Genomic DNA, 14,112 nt, shown 5'->3' on the forward strand with positions numbered 1-14,112 from the left:
ATCGCCTCGGCCGAGGCGCACAGCGCGCACAACTACCATCCGCTGCCCATCGTGGTCGCCTCCGCCGAGGGCGCGTGGATGACCGATGTCGAGGGGCGCCGCTATCTCGACATGCTCGCCGGGTACTCCGCGCTCAACTTCGGGCACGGCAACCGCCGGCTGATCGACGCCGCGAAGGCGCAGCTCGACCGGGTGACGCTGACGTCGCGGGCGTTTCACCACGACCGGTTCGCCGAGTTCTGTACGCGCCTGGCCGAGCTCTGCGGCAAGGAGATGGTGCTGCCCATGAACACGGGCGCGGAGGCCGTGGAGACGGCCGTGAAGACCGCGCGGAAGTGGGGGTACCAGGTCAAGGGGGTGCCGGACGGGCGGGCGAAGATCGTCGTCGCGGCCGGCAACTTCCACGGCCGGACCACGACCGTCATCAGCTTCTCCACGGACGAGGAGGCGCGGGCGGACTTCGGGCCGTACACACCGGGCTTCGAGATCGTGCCGTACGGCGACCTGGAGGCGCTGCGGGCCGCGGTCACCGACGACACGGTGGCCGTGCTGATCGAGCCGATCCAGGGCGAGGCCGGGGTGCTTGTGCCGCCGGCCGGCTATCTGCCGGGGGTGCGGGAGTTGACCCGGGAGCGCGGGGTCCTCCTCATCGCGGACGAGATCCAGTCGGGGCTCGGCAGGACGGGACGTACGTTCGCGTGCGAGCACGAGGGTGTGGTGCCGGACGTGTATCTGCTGGGCAAGGCGCTCGGGGGCGGCGTGGTGCCCGTGTCGGCCGTGGTGGCGGACGCCGATGTGCTCGGGGTGTTCAAGCCGGGTGAGCACGGTTCGACGTTCGGCGGCAACCCGCTGGCCTGCGCGGTGGGGCTTGAGGTGGTCGACATGCTGTCGACGGGTGAGTACCAGCAGCGCGCCACGGAGCTGGGTGATCACCTGCACGCCGAGCTGGGGCTGCTGACCGGTGCGGGCAAGGTGACGGAGGTGCGGGGACGCGGCTTGTGGGCGGGCGTCGACATCGCCCCGTCGTACGGCACGGGACGGGCGATCTCCGAGAAGCTGATGGAGAGGGGGGTGCTGGTCAAGGACACGCACGGGTCGACGATCCGCATCGCTCCCCCGCTCGTGATCAGCAAGGAGGATCTGGACTGGGGGCTCGATCAGCTGCGGGCCGTGTTGAGCTAGCGGCCGGCCGGGGCGGGGGTTACCCCTACCTGGAGTGGGCGGTTGGCAGGATCGTCGCGGGTGTCCTCATCCGGAAGTGTGGAGTCCGGCGGGTGCCGCCGGATTCCCGACGCTTCCACAGGAGTTGGCTCGTGCGTGAGCAGGCATGGCAGAAGTTCCGTTTTCCCGGTCGTCAGCAGGACGGTCGGTGGCAGGGCGGTCGGCGCAGAGCCGTGTCGACCGCGACCGCGGTGGCCATCAGCGTGGGTGTGGGCGCCCTGACGGTGGGGGCTCCGGTGCCGTCTGCGGCGTCCGCGGCACCCGCCGCGTCCGCGTCCGTCACGTCCGGGCCGGACGCGGTCCAGCAGGGCCTGGACGCGCTGGTGCGCGACGACGGCCTGCCCGGAGCGCTGGCGAGTGTCAAGGGGCGCGACGGCCGCAGCCGTGCCTACACGGCAGGGGTCGGTGATCTGGCCACCGGGGCGAAGGTGCCCCGGGACGGTCAGGTGCGGATCGGCAGCAACACCAAGGCGTTCACCGCGGTGGTCATGCTGCAGCTGGTCGGCGAGGGGAAGGTCGGCCTCGACGACTCGGTCGACACCTATCTGCCGGGCGTCGTGCGCGGGGAGGGGATCGACGGCAACCGGATCACCATCCGTCACCTCCTGCAGCAGACGAGCGGGCTGCCCAATTACACGAAGCACGACCTCCAGCCGCGTTACTACGAGCCTCGTGAACTGCTCGACATCGCGCTTCAGTACAAGGGCGAGTTCGAGCCGGGGAAGGGATGGGCGTACAGCAACACGAACTACGTACTGGCCGGGCTGATCGTCGAAGAGGTCACCAAGCGCACCGTGGCGGAGGAGATCGACCAGCGCGTCATCAAGAGGATCGGGTTGCGCTACACCTATTTCCCCGCGCCCCACGACGCGACCATCCGCGAACCCCACCCCAAGGGCTATCTGCAGGAAGCCGTGGGCGCGCCCCTGCGCGACATCACGGAGCTCGACCCGTCCTGGACCTGGGCGGCGGGTCAGCTGATCTCCACCAACTCCGACCTCAACCGGTTCTACGGCGAGCTCCTGCGCGGCCGTCTCCTCCACAAGGAGCAGCTCGACCAGATGCGCACCACCGTCCGCGCCGACTACTTCGGCCGTGGCGCCCGCTACGGCCTCGGTCTGGTGAGCAAGCCGCTGTCGTGCGGCGGTGTCTACTGGGGTCACGGCGGCAGCTATCCGGGATACGAGACCCGGGGCGGGGTCACCGACAAGGGCCGCGCCGCGAACGTCGCGGTGACCATGCAGCCGAACGACAAGACGGTCATGACCCGGGTGGACGGTGTCGTGGACAAGGCTCTGTGCCGCTGAGGCGTGCCGGTGCGGGCCCTCCCCCGGCCCCCTGCCCTCTCGTCGGGGGCCCCGGGGCTCACAGGATGACGTGCGGGACGAACCTCGCGTACTCGTCCGTGATCAGTCCCGAGGACTCTCTGATGCCGAGTCCCGCCGCCTCGTCGGCCACGACCCACGCGCCGAGCACCACCCGGTTGCCGTCGAAGTCCGGCAGCGGTGACAGCTGCTGGTAGCAGCACGCCTCTTCGCGCGGGGCGGGCGGGACGGGTGCGGGGGCCGGTTCATGCACCGTCACTCCCGCGCCCTCCCGGCCGAGCAGCGGCTTGGCGACGTATCCGCCGGACACGGCCAGTTCGCGCGGGCCGTCCAGATAGGCGGGCAGCAGGTTCGGGTGGCCCGGGTACAGCTCCCACAACACCGCCAGGAGCGCCTTGTTGGAGAGGAGCATCTTCCAGGCGGGTTCGATCCACAGGGTCGAGCCCGTGCCGCCGCCGTTGTCGAGGGTCTCCAGGACGTGCGGCGCGAAGCGGTCCGTGGTCAGCCACTCCCACGGGTAGAGCTTGAAGCAGCTGCGCATGAAACGGAGCTTCTTGTCGACGAAGCGGCGCGAGAGACGGTCCCAGCCGATGTCCTCCATGGAGATGGACTCGGCGGCGAGACCGGCCTGTTCGGCGGTCTCGCGCAGGTACGCGACCGTCATCAGGTCCTCGCCGAGCTCGTCGCCGGCGGAGTGGGCGAAGTACAGCGGGCCGCCGGGCGGGAGGAGCGGGGCCTGCTTCCGCCAGGCGTCCACGAGCCGTTCGTGGAGGGAGTTCCACTGGTCGGCGCCCGGGAAGCGCTCCTCCATCCAGAACCACTGGGGGCTCGCGGCCTCGACGAGGGAGGTGGGGGTGTCGGCGTTGTACTCCAGCATCTTGGCCGGGCCTGTGCCGTCGTAGCGCAGGTCGAACCGGCCGTAGAGGGAGGGGAGTTCGGCGCGGCGGTGCCAGGCCTCGGTGACGGCGGCCGCCACCCGCGGGTCCGTGATGCCGAGGTCGGCGAGCCGGTCGTGCTCGACGATGTGCGCGGCGGCGGCCAGGCACATCGCGTGGAGCTCCTCGACGACCTCCTCCAGCGCCTCGACCTCGGGGAGCGAGAAGACGTAGTACGCACTCTCGTCCCAGTAGGGGCGCAGGGTGTCGTCGGGGTAGCGCGTCAGGGGGTAGATGAGGCCCTGGTCCTCGACGGTCCGCTGCCAGTCGGGGCGGGGTTCTGTGGTGCGGCGTTCCATGGCGTACGTACCGCTCGCTCAGCCGCCGCTGCTGCCGCTGCCGCCACTGCCGTCGCCCGAGCAGCCGAAGCCGTCCCGGTCGACGGCCTCGCTGCGGCTGAAGGTGCCGTTGTCGGCGTAGCGTCCGTCGACGTCGGCGTCGTAGTACCAGGCGGGGTCGGTGCGGCCCGAGGACTTGCCGGTGCCGGTGCCGGTGCCGGTACCCGTGCCGTAGGAACCCTTGCGGGACTTGCCGGTGGAGCCGGCGGAACCGGCCGCGCCGGTCTTGCAGTTGCTGTCGCTCACGACGCGGTAGCCGTTGAGGTAGTCGTAGCTGTCGCGGTCCACGCAGCGGCGGTCCGGGTCGGAGCCGCAGGAGGTGAGGGCGGCGGCGAGGACGCCCATGCCGCCGAGCGCGACCGTGCTGGAGCGCAGCCTTCGCGGTTGCTTCTGTGCCATGCGGTGTTGTCCCCCGTGCCCCTGCTTCTCACCCTGCTTCGTACGTATCAGCGATCAGCGTAGGGAGGCCCCGGCACTCCGTGCCAACCGGCTCCACCCAATGTCCCTTGGGTCTCCTTTGACTCACCTTCCTCTACAGTCACTTCGTGTCTCTTGGGATGTTTTGCGCACTCGGCTCAGCGGTCTGCTTCGGCACGGCCTCGGTTCTCCAGGCGGCCGCCACCCGCGCCACCGCGCCCGGTACCGGCTCCGGCGTCGACCCGGCGCTCCTGCTGCGCGCCCTGCGCCAGTGGCGCTACGTCGCCGGGCTCGCCCTCGACGGGCTCGGCTTCCTGCTGCAGGTCGTGGCGTTGCGCTCCGTCCCGATCTACGCCGTGGGAGCGGCGCTCGCCGCCAGTCTCGCCGTCACGGCGGTGGTCGCGTCCCGGCTGCTGCGGGTGCGGCTCAGCGGCGTCGAATGGGGTGCGGTGGGCGTCGTCTGCGCGGGCCTCGCGATGCTGGGCCTCGCGTCGGGCGACGAGGGCGACCGCACCGGCTCGACGGCCCTGCGGTACGTGATGCTCGCCGTCGCCGTCGCCGTGCTGGTCCTCGGCGCGGTCGCCGGCCGGCTGCCCGGCCGGGCGCGGGCGCTGGCGCTCGGTCTGGGGGCGGGCTGTGGTTTCGGGGTGGTCGAGGTGACCGTACGTCTCATCGACGACGTGTCGCCCGGGGCGCTCCTGGCCAACCCGGCGACGTACGCCCTGCTGGTGGGCGGAGGGGCGGCCTTCCTGCTGCTCACCTCGGCGCTCCAGCGCGGCTCGGTGACGACGGCCACGGCGGGCATGGTGATCGGCGAGACGATCGGTCCCGCCCTGGTGGGCGTGGTCTGGCTGGGCGACCGCACCCGGGACGGCCTCGGCTGGCTCGCCGTCCTGGGCTTCGCGGTGGCGGTCGCGGGCGCGCTGGCGCTCGCGCGGTTCGGCGAGGCCCCCGCCGAGGCCGTGGCACCGGCCGGAACCCCGCTCCTCGAAGACCACCACGACTGATCGCACGGGTCACGGGCCGCCGGAACGGAACGCCCGGCCCGGCGGGACCAGCGGGCCCGTACTCACGGCAGCACCCTGCACAACGCCTCCAGCGCCCCCGCCCACGCGTGCTCCGCAGGAGTTCCGTACCCCACCACCAGGGCGTCCCGGCGGCCCGTGCCCGCCAGCGGGTGGCGGAAGCCGGCGAGGCCGTGGACCGCGAGGCGTTCCCAGTTGGCGGCCTGGACGACGGACCGCTCGGTGCCCGGCGGGAGTTCGAGTACCGCGTGGAGGCCCGCCGCGATGCCCGTGGCGCGGACGTCGGGCGCGTGGGCGGCGAGCGCCGCGACGAGCTGGTCGCGGCGGCGCCGGTAGCGCAGCCGGGCGGCGCGCACATGCCGGTCGTACGCTCCCGACGTGATGAACTCCGCGAGCGTCAGCTGTTCCAGGGCACCGCAGGACGCGCCCACCGCCTCCTTCTCGCCGAGGACCTCCCCGTACAGGCCGGACGGCAGCACCATCCAGCCGAGGCGCAGGCCGGGTGCGAGGGACTTGCTGGCCGTGCCGAGGTACACGACGCGTTCGGGGTCGAGGCCCTGGAGCGCGCCGACGGGCTGGCGGTCGTAGCGGAACTCCCCGTCGTAGTCGTCCTCCAGGATCACGCCGCCCGCGCGCCGCGCCCAGTCGACGGCCGCGGCCCGCCGGTCGGGATGCAGCGGCACGCCCATCGGGAACTGGTGCGCGGGGGTGAGCAGCACCGCCTTCGGCGAGCCGGGGCCCAGCGCCGAGACGTCCGTGCCGAGTTCGTCGAAGGCGAGCGGCGCCGTGCGCAGGCCCGCGCGGTGCAGCAGGTTCCAGTGGATGTCGAGGCCGTACGACTCCACGGTCACCTCCCGCAGCCCGCGCGCCCGCAGCACCCGGCCGAGGACCGCGAGGGCGTGCACGAACCCGGCGGTGACGACGATGCGGTCGGGGTCCGCGTGGACGCCGCGGGCCCGCGCGAGGTAGCCGGCGAGCGCGGTGCGCAGTTCGACGCGGCCGCGCGGGTCCGCGTACCCGAGGGCGTCGTTGGGCGCCGCGGCCATCGCGCGCCGGGCCGCCTTGAGCCACTCCGCGCGCGGGAAGGACGCGAGGTCCGGCGAGCCGGGGGTCAGGTTGTACGTGGGCGCCCCGCCCTTCCTGCGGGGCGGCGCGGCCCGCACCGGCGGCGCGACGACCCGCTCGGCGACGCGTGTGCCCGAGCCCTGGCGGGCCGTGAGCCAGCCCTCGGCGACCAGGTCGGCGTACGCGTCGGCCACCGTGTTCCGTGCGATGCCCAGGTCGACGGCGAGCGAGCGGGACGACGGCAGGCGGGTGCCGGGGGCCAGGCGGCCGCTCCGCACGGCCTCCCGCAGCGCGTCCGTGAGGCCCTTGCGGACGCCGTGGCGGGACGCGTCGCCGCCGGTCTCCAGATGGAGGTCGACCCCCAGAGTGGCCCACGTTTCTCCCATGGAAATGGACCATACTCGTGGGCTACTCCGACCGTACCTTCGACACCATGAGTACCTCCTCCGAACCCCACGTCCACGAGCACACCCCCCGCCTCGCCTGGGCCCAGCACGCCCCCGAGGTCTTCAAGGCCATGATCAAACTCGACGCGGCCGCCCGTAAGGGCCTCGACCCGGTGATCTACGAGCTCGTCAAGATCCGCGCCTCGCAGCTCAACCGCTGCGCGCTCTGCCTCGACATGCACACCAAGGACGCCCTCGCGGCGGGCGAGAGCGTCGAGCGGATCATCCAGCTCAGCGCGTGGGAGGAGTCGCGGCACTTCTACACGGCGAAGGAGGTCGCCGCGATCGAGCTGACCGAGGCCGTCACCGTGCTGACCGACGGTTTTGTGCCGGACGAGGTGTACGCGAAAGCGGCCGCGCACTTCGAGGAGGCGGAGCTGACCCAGCTCATCGCCGCGATCACCGTCATCAACGCGTGGAACCGCTTCGGCGTCAGCACGCGTCAGGTGCCCGGGCACTACAAGGCCGGGGAAGCCAAGTGAGCGCTCGTACCACGCACTTGGACCGCGGCGTCGCGAGCGCGATGAGCGCGCTGAGCGCCGCAGCGAAGAAGGGCCTCGGCGACCCGGTCCTCGCCGAGCTCGTGATGGTGCGGGCCTCGCAGATCAACGCCTGCGCCTTCTGCCTCGACATGCACGTGGACATCGCCCTGGAGCAGGGCGAGACGCCGAAGCGCGTCGCGCTCCTGAACGCCTGGGAGGAAGCGGGCGACCTCTTCAGCGAGCGCGAACGCGCGGCCCTCGCGCTCACCGAGGCCGTCACCGTCCTCACGGAGGGCTTCGTGCCCGACGAGGTGTACGCGAAGGCCGCCGAGCACTTCACCGAAGGGGAACTCGCCCATCTCCTCGGCGTGATCACCGTCATCAACAGCTGGAACCGGCTGATGGTCAGCCGCCGCATCGCACCCGGAGGCCCGGCATGGTGACCCCCGCTGCCGCCGCCACGCTGCGCGCCCTCCACCACGGCCGGGCGCCCGACGACCCGCTGGTCCTGCCCGGGCCGTGGGACGCCGCGAGCGCCCGGGTGTTCGAGGAGGCGGGTTACGAGGCGCTCGCCACGCCGAGCGCCGGGATCGCGCTGTCCCTCGGGTACGAGGACGGGCAGGTGCCGCCGCAGGAGATGTTCGCGGCGATCGCGCGGATCGTGCGGTCCGTCTCCGTGCCCGTGACCGCCGACGTCGAGAGCGGCTACGGCCTCGCCCCGAAGGAGCTGGTGGACCGGCTCCTGGAGACGGGCGCCGTCGGCTGCAACCTGGAGGACTCCTCCGGCGGCGAGGGCGGGACGGGCACGCTGCGGGACCCCGACGAGCAGGCCGCCTTCCTCGCGGCGGTGCGCGAGGCGGCGGGCGACCGGCTCTTCGTCAACGCCCGCGTGGATACGTTCGTCCGGGGCGTCCGGGACCCGGCGGCCGCGATCGAGCGGGCTCGCCTGTATGTGGCCGCCGGCGCCGACTGCGTGTATCCGATCCTGGCGCCGGCCGAGGCGATCCCCGCGCTGCGGGCCGGAATCGAGGGGCCGGTCAACGTACTGGCGACACCCGACGGCCCCTCCCCGCGGGAGCTCGGCGCGCTGGGCGCCACCCGGGTCACGTTCGGGCCCGGTCTGCTGCGCAAGGCCATGGCGGCCCTGCGGGGGATCGCCGAACAGCTCGGGTAGACACGGAAGTGCCGGGTGCCTCCTTCGACGGACACCCGGCACCACCCCGCGAAGAGGGCTACTTCACGAAGAGGGCTACTTCGGCAGCCAGCCCTTCCACTTCGACTCGTTCTTGTCGATCCACGCCTTCGCCGCGTCGTCCGGCGACATCTTCTTGTCGGCGATCATCAGGGAGACCTCGTTCTGGTCCTCCTCCGACCACTTGAAGTTCTTCAGGAACTCCGCGGCGTCGCCGCCGTTCTTGGCGAAGTCCGCGTTGAAGTACTTCTGCAGGGGCGTGTGCGGGTAGGCGCACTTGATCTTCGCCGGGTCGGCGTCGCAGCCCTCCTTGTACTCGGGCAGCTTCACCTCCGTCATCGGCACCTTCTCGAACAGCCACTGCGGCTTGTACCAGTAGGTGAGGAACGGCTTCTTCTGCTTGGCGAACTGCTCGATCTGGGTGATCTGCGCCGCCTCGGAGCCCGCGAAGACGACCTGGTAGTCCAGGTCCAGGTTCTCCACAAGCGCCTTGTCGTTCGTCACGTACGACGGGGAGCCGTCCATGAGCTGGCCCTTGCTGCCGCTCTCGGACGTGCGGAACTGGTCGGCGTACTTGTTGAGGTTCTTCCAGTCGGTGACGTCCGGGTGCTTCTTCGCGAAGTACGTCGGGACGTACCAGCCGATGTGCCCGGTCACGCCGACGTCGCCGCCGGGGACGATCGTCTTCTTGTCCTTGACGTACCGCTGCTCCTGGTCCGGGTGGCCCCAGTCCTCCATGATCGCGTCGACGCGGCCCTGGCTGAGGGCGTCCCAGGCGGGCACCTCGTCGATCTGGACCTTGTCGACGCGGTAGCCGAGCTCGTTCTTGAGCAGGTACTCGGCGACGGCGACGTCCGCCTGCGCGCCGACCCAGGACTGGACCGAGAGGGTCACCGTCTTGGCTCCGGCGGCGTTCGCGTACGGCGACGCCTGCTTGCTCATGTCGGCGGCGCCGCAGCCGGAGAGCGCGAGGAGCGCCCCGGCGGCCGTGACGGCGCTCATGACACGCGTACGTACGCGCATGTCAGGCTCCCTTCTTCGCGCGGCGGGGCCGGCGTTCCGTGGGCTGCGTGACGCGGTCGAGCATCAGGCCGAGGCAGACGATCGCCGCACCGGCCACCAGACCCGTCGCCAGGTCGCCCTGCGCGATGCCGAACACCACGTCGTAGCCGAGCGCGCCACCGCCGACCAGACCGCCGATGACGACGACGGCGAGGACGAGGACGACGCCCTGGTTGAGGGCGAGCATGAGGGCCGGGCGGGCCAGCGGCAGCTGGACCTTGCGCAGCAGCTGCCAGCTGGTGGCGCCGAGCGAGCGCGAGGACTCCATCGCGGCGGCGTCGACCTGGCTGAGGCCCTGCGTGGTGATGCGGACGACGGCGGGCAGCGCGTAGACGACGGCGGCGGCGACCGCGGGGGCGCGGCCGATGCCGAAGAGGGCGACGACCGGGATGAGGTAGACGAACTGAGGCATCGTCTGGAACACGTCGAGCACCGGGCGGAGCAGGCGTTCGAACCGCTTGCTGCGGGACGCCGCGATGCCGATCGCGAAGCCGAGTACCAGCGTCACGGCGACACCGGCGAGGACCTGCGCGAGCGTGTCGAGGGACTTGTCCCACACGCCGAGCACGCCGATCGCGGCCATCGCGGCGACGGCGGTGAGCGCCGTCTGCCAGGTGCCGATCAGCCAGGCGAGCGCGGCGACGACGAGCAGCACCGACCACCAGGGCAGGCCCTGGAGGCCGTCCCTGACGGGGTTGAGGATCCAGGTGGTGAAGTGCGACGCCCAGTCGGCGGTGCCGCCGACGACGGGCACCCCGGTGTAGATGTGGTCGACCATCCACTCCTTGGCGGTGTTGACCGAGGGCGCGATGTTGACGACCCAGTCGGTCGGCCAGTCCACGCGGTCCGCGAAGCGGGCGGCGAGCGCGGCGACGACCGTCAGGGCGCCCGCGACGGACCAGCCGCGCCAGCCACGCAGCGGCGACGTGGACTCGGCGTGCGCGCCGGTGCGCTCCCCCGCCGCGCCCGTCACGCGGTCGAGGACCACGGCGAGCAGCACGATCGGGATGCCGGCGGCGAGCGCCTGGCCGACGTCGACGGTGGAGAGCGCCTGGTAGACGCGGTCGCCGAGGCCGCCCGCGCCGATCACCGAGGCGATGACGGCCATGGAGAGCGCCATCATGATCGTCTGGTTGAGGCCGAGCAGGAGTTCCTTGAGGGCGAGCGGCAGGCGCGCGGAGAACAGCCGCTGCCGGCCGGTCGCGCCGAGCGAGGTCACCGCCTCCATGACGCCGCCGTCGGCGCCGCGCAGGCCGAGCGCGGTGAGGCGGGCCATGGGCGGGGCGGCGTACACGACGGTCGCGATGATGGCCGCGGGGACGCCCATGCCGAAGACGAGGGCGAAGGGCAGCAGGTAGGCGTAGGCGGGCAGCACCTGCATGGTGTCGAGGACCGGCCGCAGAATGCGGAAGATGCGGTCGTTGAGGCCGCCCGCGAGGCCGAGCAGCAGGCCGATGACGACCGAGGCGAGGACCGCGACGATCATCAGGGCGAGGGTCTGCATGGTCGGCACCCACATGCCGAGCAGCCCGCACACGGCGAACGCGGCCGACGCCAGGACGGCGAGCTTCACGCCCGCCACGCGCCAGGCGACGAGCCCGGCGCCGATGGTCACGCCGGCCCATCCCGCGGCGAGCAACACGAGGTAGACGCCGCGCACGGAGAGCACGATGGCGTTGGAGACGTGCCCGAGGAAGTAGGTGAACAGCGGGTGGCTGTCGCGGTTGTCGATAATCCAGTCGGTCGTCTTCCCGAGCGGCTCGGTCAGGTCGACGGTGAGCGCGTCCGGCCAGGCGCCGGAGGCCCACTTGGCGTTGACGATCGGCACGAGGACGGCCGCGGCGACGGCGAGCAGCAGGAGCTTGCCGACGGCACGGTGCCGCAGGAGCGCGCCGATCCCGGTGTCGCGGACGGGGCCCGAGGCGGTGGCGGTGGCCATCAGGCGATCGCCTCGCCCCGGCCGGGGACGGGGGACGGTGTCGCGGTGCCCGCGACCACGGCGAGCAGCCCGGCGTGGTCCACCACGCCGAGGCAGCGCTTGCCGTCCATCACGCGCACCGGGGAGCCGGTGCGGGCGACGGCCTCGATGGCCTCGGTGACCTTGGCGTCGGGGGCGAGGGCCGCGCCGCCGGTCTCCTCGTCGCCCTCGGCGGGGCGCATGGCGCTGCGCACGCTCATCACGTCGGCGCGGACCACGTCGCGCACGAAGTCGCGTACGTAGTCGTCGGCCGGGGAGCCGACGATCTCCTCGGGCGTGCCGAGCTGCACGACGCGGCCGTCGCGCATGAGGGCGATGCGGTCGCCGAGCTTGAGGGCCTCGCTGAGGTCGTGGGTGATGAAGACCATCGTGCGGCCCTCTTCGCGGTGCAGGCGGACTACTTCTTCCTGCATGTCGCGGCGGATCAGCGGGTCGAGGGCGCTGAACGGCTCGTCGAAGAGGAGGACTTCGGGGTCCACGGCGAGGGCGCGGGCCAGGCCCACGCGCTGCTGCTGGCCGCCGGAGAGCTGTCCTGGCTTGCGCTGTTCGAGCCCTTCGAGGCCGACCTTCTTGACGACTTCGAGGGCCTTGGCGCGGCGCTCGGCCTTGCCGACGCCCTGGATCTCCAGGCCGTACGCGACGTTGTCGAGGACCGAGCGGTGCGGCAGGAGGCCGAAGTGCTGGAAGACCATGGCGGCGCGGTGGCGGCGCAGTTCGCGCAGGCGGGCCTTGTCCATGGCGAGGACGTCCTCGCCGTCGATGGCGAGGGCGCCGGAGGTGGGCTCGATGAGCCGGGTCAGGCAGCGTACGAGGGTGGACTTGCCGGAGCCCGACAGGCCCATGACGACGAAGACCTCGCCCTTGTTGACCTCGAAGGACACGTCGCGCACGGCGGCCGTGCAGCCGGTCCGCTCACGCAGTTCGGCGGGGCTCAGGCCGTGCAGCTCCGTGTCGCCGGGTATGCGCTCGGCGCGGGGGCCGAAGACTTTCCAGAGGTTCTTGACGGCGAAGACGGGCCCGTCCGCGGGCGTCTCGTTCTGGTCCGTGGTCGTCACGGTGGCCTCGCTCATCGGCCGTCACCACCAAGCATCTCGGCACATTTCTCCCCGACCATGAGCACTCCGATCATCGGGTTCACGGCGGGCATCGTCGGGAAGACGGATGCGTCCGCGATACGGATTCCTGCCAGGCCCCGGATCTTCAGCTCCGGGTCGACCACGGCGAGTTCATCAGTGGAAGCACCCATTCGGCAGGTGCCCGCCGGGTGGTAGACGGTGTGTGCGGCCTTGCGGACGAGTTCGCTGATCTCGGCGTCGTCGGTGACGTCGGGGCCGGGGAAGACCTCGCGCTTGAGCCACTTCTTGAACGGCTCGGCCTGCGCGACCTTGCGGGCCAGCTTGATGCCGTCGACGAGGGTCTGCCCGTCGTAGTCACCCTCGTCCTCGAAGTACTTGAAGTCGAGGGCGGGCTTGACCTCCGGGTCCGCCGACGTCAGGTAGAGACGGCCGCGGGCGCGGGACTTGGGGATGTTCGGGGTCATCGACACGCCGTGTTCGGGGCGTTCGTAGCCGAGACGCTCCGGGTTGTCGGTGAACGGGATCTGGTAGAAGTGGAACATCAGGTCCGGGCCCTTGTGGTCCGGGTCCCGCTTCACGAAGAGACCGGCGTCCGAGTCCATCGCGGAGTTGCCGGGGATCGGCCCGTCGGTCTCCCAGACGATGACCGACTCGGGGTGGTCGATGAGGTTCTCGCCGACGCCCGGCAGGTCGTGGACGACCGGGATGCCGAGGGCTTCGAGGTCCTTCTTCGGGCCGATGCCGGAGTGCATGAGCAGCCGCGGCGTGTCGATGGCGCCGGCGCAGACGAGCACCTCGCGGCGGGCGGTGAAGAGCTTCTCCGCACCGTCCTTCATCCGCACGTGGACGCCGCGGGCGGTCTTGCCCGCCAGCTCCAGCCTGGTGGCCCAGGTCTCCAGGAAGAGGTGGAGGTTCGGGCGGTCACCGGCCTCCATGTGGGGGTGGAGGTAGGCGACCGACGCGGAGGAGCGCTTGTTGTTCTCCGGGTGGTACGAGAGGTCGAAGAAGCCGACGCCCTCGTCGAACGGCTTGTCGTTGAAGCCGACGATCTCCGGGACGCCGAGCGCGGTCTTCGTCGCCTCGACCCAGTCGGTGGCGATCTGGTTCTGGTCCTTCTTGGCGACGCGCACGATGTTGTTGCGCAGCTTGCCGAAGTAGGGGTCCATGGCCTTGGCGTTCCAGCCGGCCGCGCCCGCCTCCTCCCACTCGTCCCAGTCGGACGGCAGCGGCTTGAAGGAGATGAGGGTGTTGTGCGAGGAGCAGCCGCCGAGCACCTTGGCGCGGCTGTGCAGGATGTGCGAGTTGCCGCGCGGCTGCTCGGTGGTCGTGTACTCGTAGTCCAGCTCGCCGCCGAGCAGGCCGAGCCACTTGCGCAGCGTGAGGACGTCCTCGCGGTCGATGTCGCTGGGGCCGCCCTCGATGACGGCGACGGTGACGTCCGGGTTCTCGGTGAGGCGGGAGGCGATCACCGATCCCGCGGTGCCACCACCGACGATGACGTAGTCGAACTCGGTCTGGTCGGACATGCGTACGTGCTCCTCTTCCTGCGA

General features: G+C 71.5%; 13 protein-coding genes. 6 read left to right on the forward strand and 7 right to left on the reverse strand.

Annotated features, from left to right (window positions below; all coding sequences use genetic code 11):
* Both rocD and AB0H82_RS16790 read left to right on the forward strand, forming a co-directional pair.
* Nucleotides 1–1,182 carry an ornithine--oxo-acid transaminase gene (gene rocD / locus AB0H82_RS16785; RefSeq protein ID WP_362993442.1) on the forward strand — a complete coding sequence of 394 codons (1,182 nt, stop codon included), beginning with the start codon at nucleotides 1–3 and terminating at the stop codon, nucleotides 1,180–1,182.
* A gap of 131 nt (nucleotides 1,183–1,313) precedes the next feature.
* Nucleotides 1,314–2,528 (forward strand): serine hydrolase domain-containing protein, encoded by a 1,215-nt coding sequence (locus AB0H82_RS16790; RefSeq protein ID WP_362993287.1) that lies wholly within the window; start codon nucleotides 1,314–1,316, stop codon nucleotides 2,526–2,528.
* A gap of 58 nt (nucleotides 2,529–2,586) precedes the next feature.
* On the opposite strand, the gene AB0H82_RS16795 is transcribed toward AB0H82_RS16790, so the two are convergent.
* Entirely contained in the window at nucleotides 2,587–3,780 is a 1,194-nt protein-coding gene (locus AB0H82_RS16795; protein WP_362993289.1) for a glutathionylspermidine synthase family protein, read from the reverse strand.
* An 18-nt stretch (nucleotides 3,781–3,798) separates the two neighbouring features.
* Complete coding sequence (locus tag AB0H82_RS16800; protein WP_362993291.1) at nucleotides 3,799–4,218, reverse strand: hypothetical protein; 420 nt, start codon at nucleotides 4,216–4,218, stop codon at nucleotides 3,799–3,801.
* 158 nt (nucleotides 4,219–4,376) lie between these two features.
* On the opposite strand from AB0H82_RS16800, the gene AB0H82_RS16805 reads away from it, so the two are divergent.
* Nucleotides 4,377–5,243: a hypothetical protein gene (locus AB0H82_RS16805; protein ID WP_362993444.1), complete on the forward strand. Its 867-nt coding sequence runs from the start codon at nucleotides 4,377–4,379 to the stop codon at nucleotides 5,241–5,243.
* A 62-nt stretch (nucleotides 5,244–5,305) separates the two neighbouring features.
* On the opposite strand, the gene AB0H82_RS16810 is transcribed toward AB0H82_RS16805, so the two are convergent.
* Entirely contained in the window at nucleotides 5,306–6,712 is a 1,407-nt protein-coding gene (locus AB0H82_RS16810; RefSeq protein WP_362993293.1) for a PLP-dependent aminotransferase family protein, read from the reverse strand.
* Nucleotides 6,713–6,759: 47 nt separating this feature from the next.
* Between AB0H82_RS16810 and AB0H82_RS16815 the strand changes: the two genes are divergently transcribed.
* From AB0H82_RS16815 to AB0H82_RS16825, 3 genes are read left to right on the forward strand one after another with little or no spacing between them, the layout of a single operon-like run.
* On the forward strand, nucleotides 6,760–7,254 hold the full coding sequence (locus tag AB0H82_RS16815) for a carboxymuconolactone decarboxylase family protein (RefSeq protein WP_362993295.1): 495 nt from the start codon (nucleotides 6,760–6,762) through the stop codon (nucleotides 7,252–7,254).
* Entirely contained in the window at nucleotides 7,251–7,697 is a 447-nt protein-coding gene (locus tag AB0H82_RS16820) for a carboxymuconolactone decarboxylase family protein (RefSeq protein WP_362993297.1), read from the forward strand. The genes AB0H82_RS16815 and AB0H82_RS16820 overlap by 4 nt, the downstream gene beginning before the upstream one ends.
* Nucleotides 7,691–8,428, forward strand: a complete 738-nt coding sequence (locus AB0H82_RS16825; protein WP_362993299.1) for an isocitrate lyase/phosphoenolpyruvate mutase family protein — start codon at nucleotides 7,691–7,693, stop codon at nucleotides 8,426–8,428. The genes AB0H82_RS16820 and AB0H82_RS16825 overlap by 7 nt, the downstream gene beginning before the upstream one ends.
* A 75-nt stretch (nucleotides 8,429–8,503) precedes the next feature.
* On the opposite strand, the gene AB0H82_RS16830 is transcribed toward AB0H82_RS16825, so the two are convergent.
* Genes AB0H82_RS16830 through AB0H82_RS16845 form a run of 4 tightly spaced genes read right to left on the reverse strand, consistent with a single transcriptional unit; the run spans nucleotide 8,504 to nucleotide 14,088 of the window.
* Nucleotides 8,504–9,469 (reverse strand): glycine betaine ABC transporter substrate-binding protein, encoded by a 966-nt coding sequence (locus tag AB0H82_RS16830; RefSeq protein ID WP_362993301.1) that lies wholly within the window; start codon nucleotides 9,467–9,469, stop codon nucleotides 8,504–8,506.
* 1 nt (nucleotide 9,470) lies between these two features.
* On the reverse strand, nucleotides 9,471–11,447 hold the full coding sequence (locus AB0H82_RS16835) for an ABC transporter permease subunit (protein ID WP_362993303.1): 1,977 nt from the start codon (nucleotides 11,445–11,447) through the stop codon (nucleotides 9,471–9,473).
* Nucleotides 11,447–12,556, reverse strand: coding sequence for a glycine betaine/L-proline ABC transporter ATP-binding protein (locus tag AB0H82_RS16840; RefSeq protein WP_362993305.1), 1,110 nt, complete (start codon nucleotides 12,554–12,556; stop codon nucleotides 11,447–11,449). The genes AB0H82_RS16835 and AB0H82_RS16840 overlap by 1 nt, the downstream gene beginning before the upstream one ends.
* The gene (locus AB0H82_RS16845) at nucleotides 12,553–14,088 is read right to left on the reverse strand and encodes a GMC oxidoreductase (RefSeq protein ID WP_362993307.1); all 1,536 of its coding nucleotides are present in this window, start codon (nucleotides 14,086–14,088) and stop codon (nucleotides 12,553–12,555) included. Before AB0H82_RS16845 ends, AB0H82_RS16840 begins: the two co-directional genes overlap by 4 nt.
* Nucleotides 14,089–14,112 lie beyond the last annotated feature (24 nt).

It is taken from the genome of Streptomyces sp. NPDC050732, assembly GCF_040654255.1.
Lineage (GTDB): Bacteria > Actinomycetota > Actinomycetes > Streptomycetales > Streptomycetaceae > Streptomyces.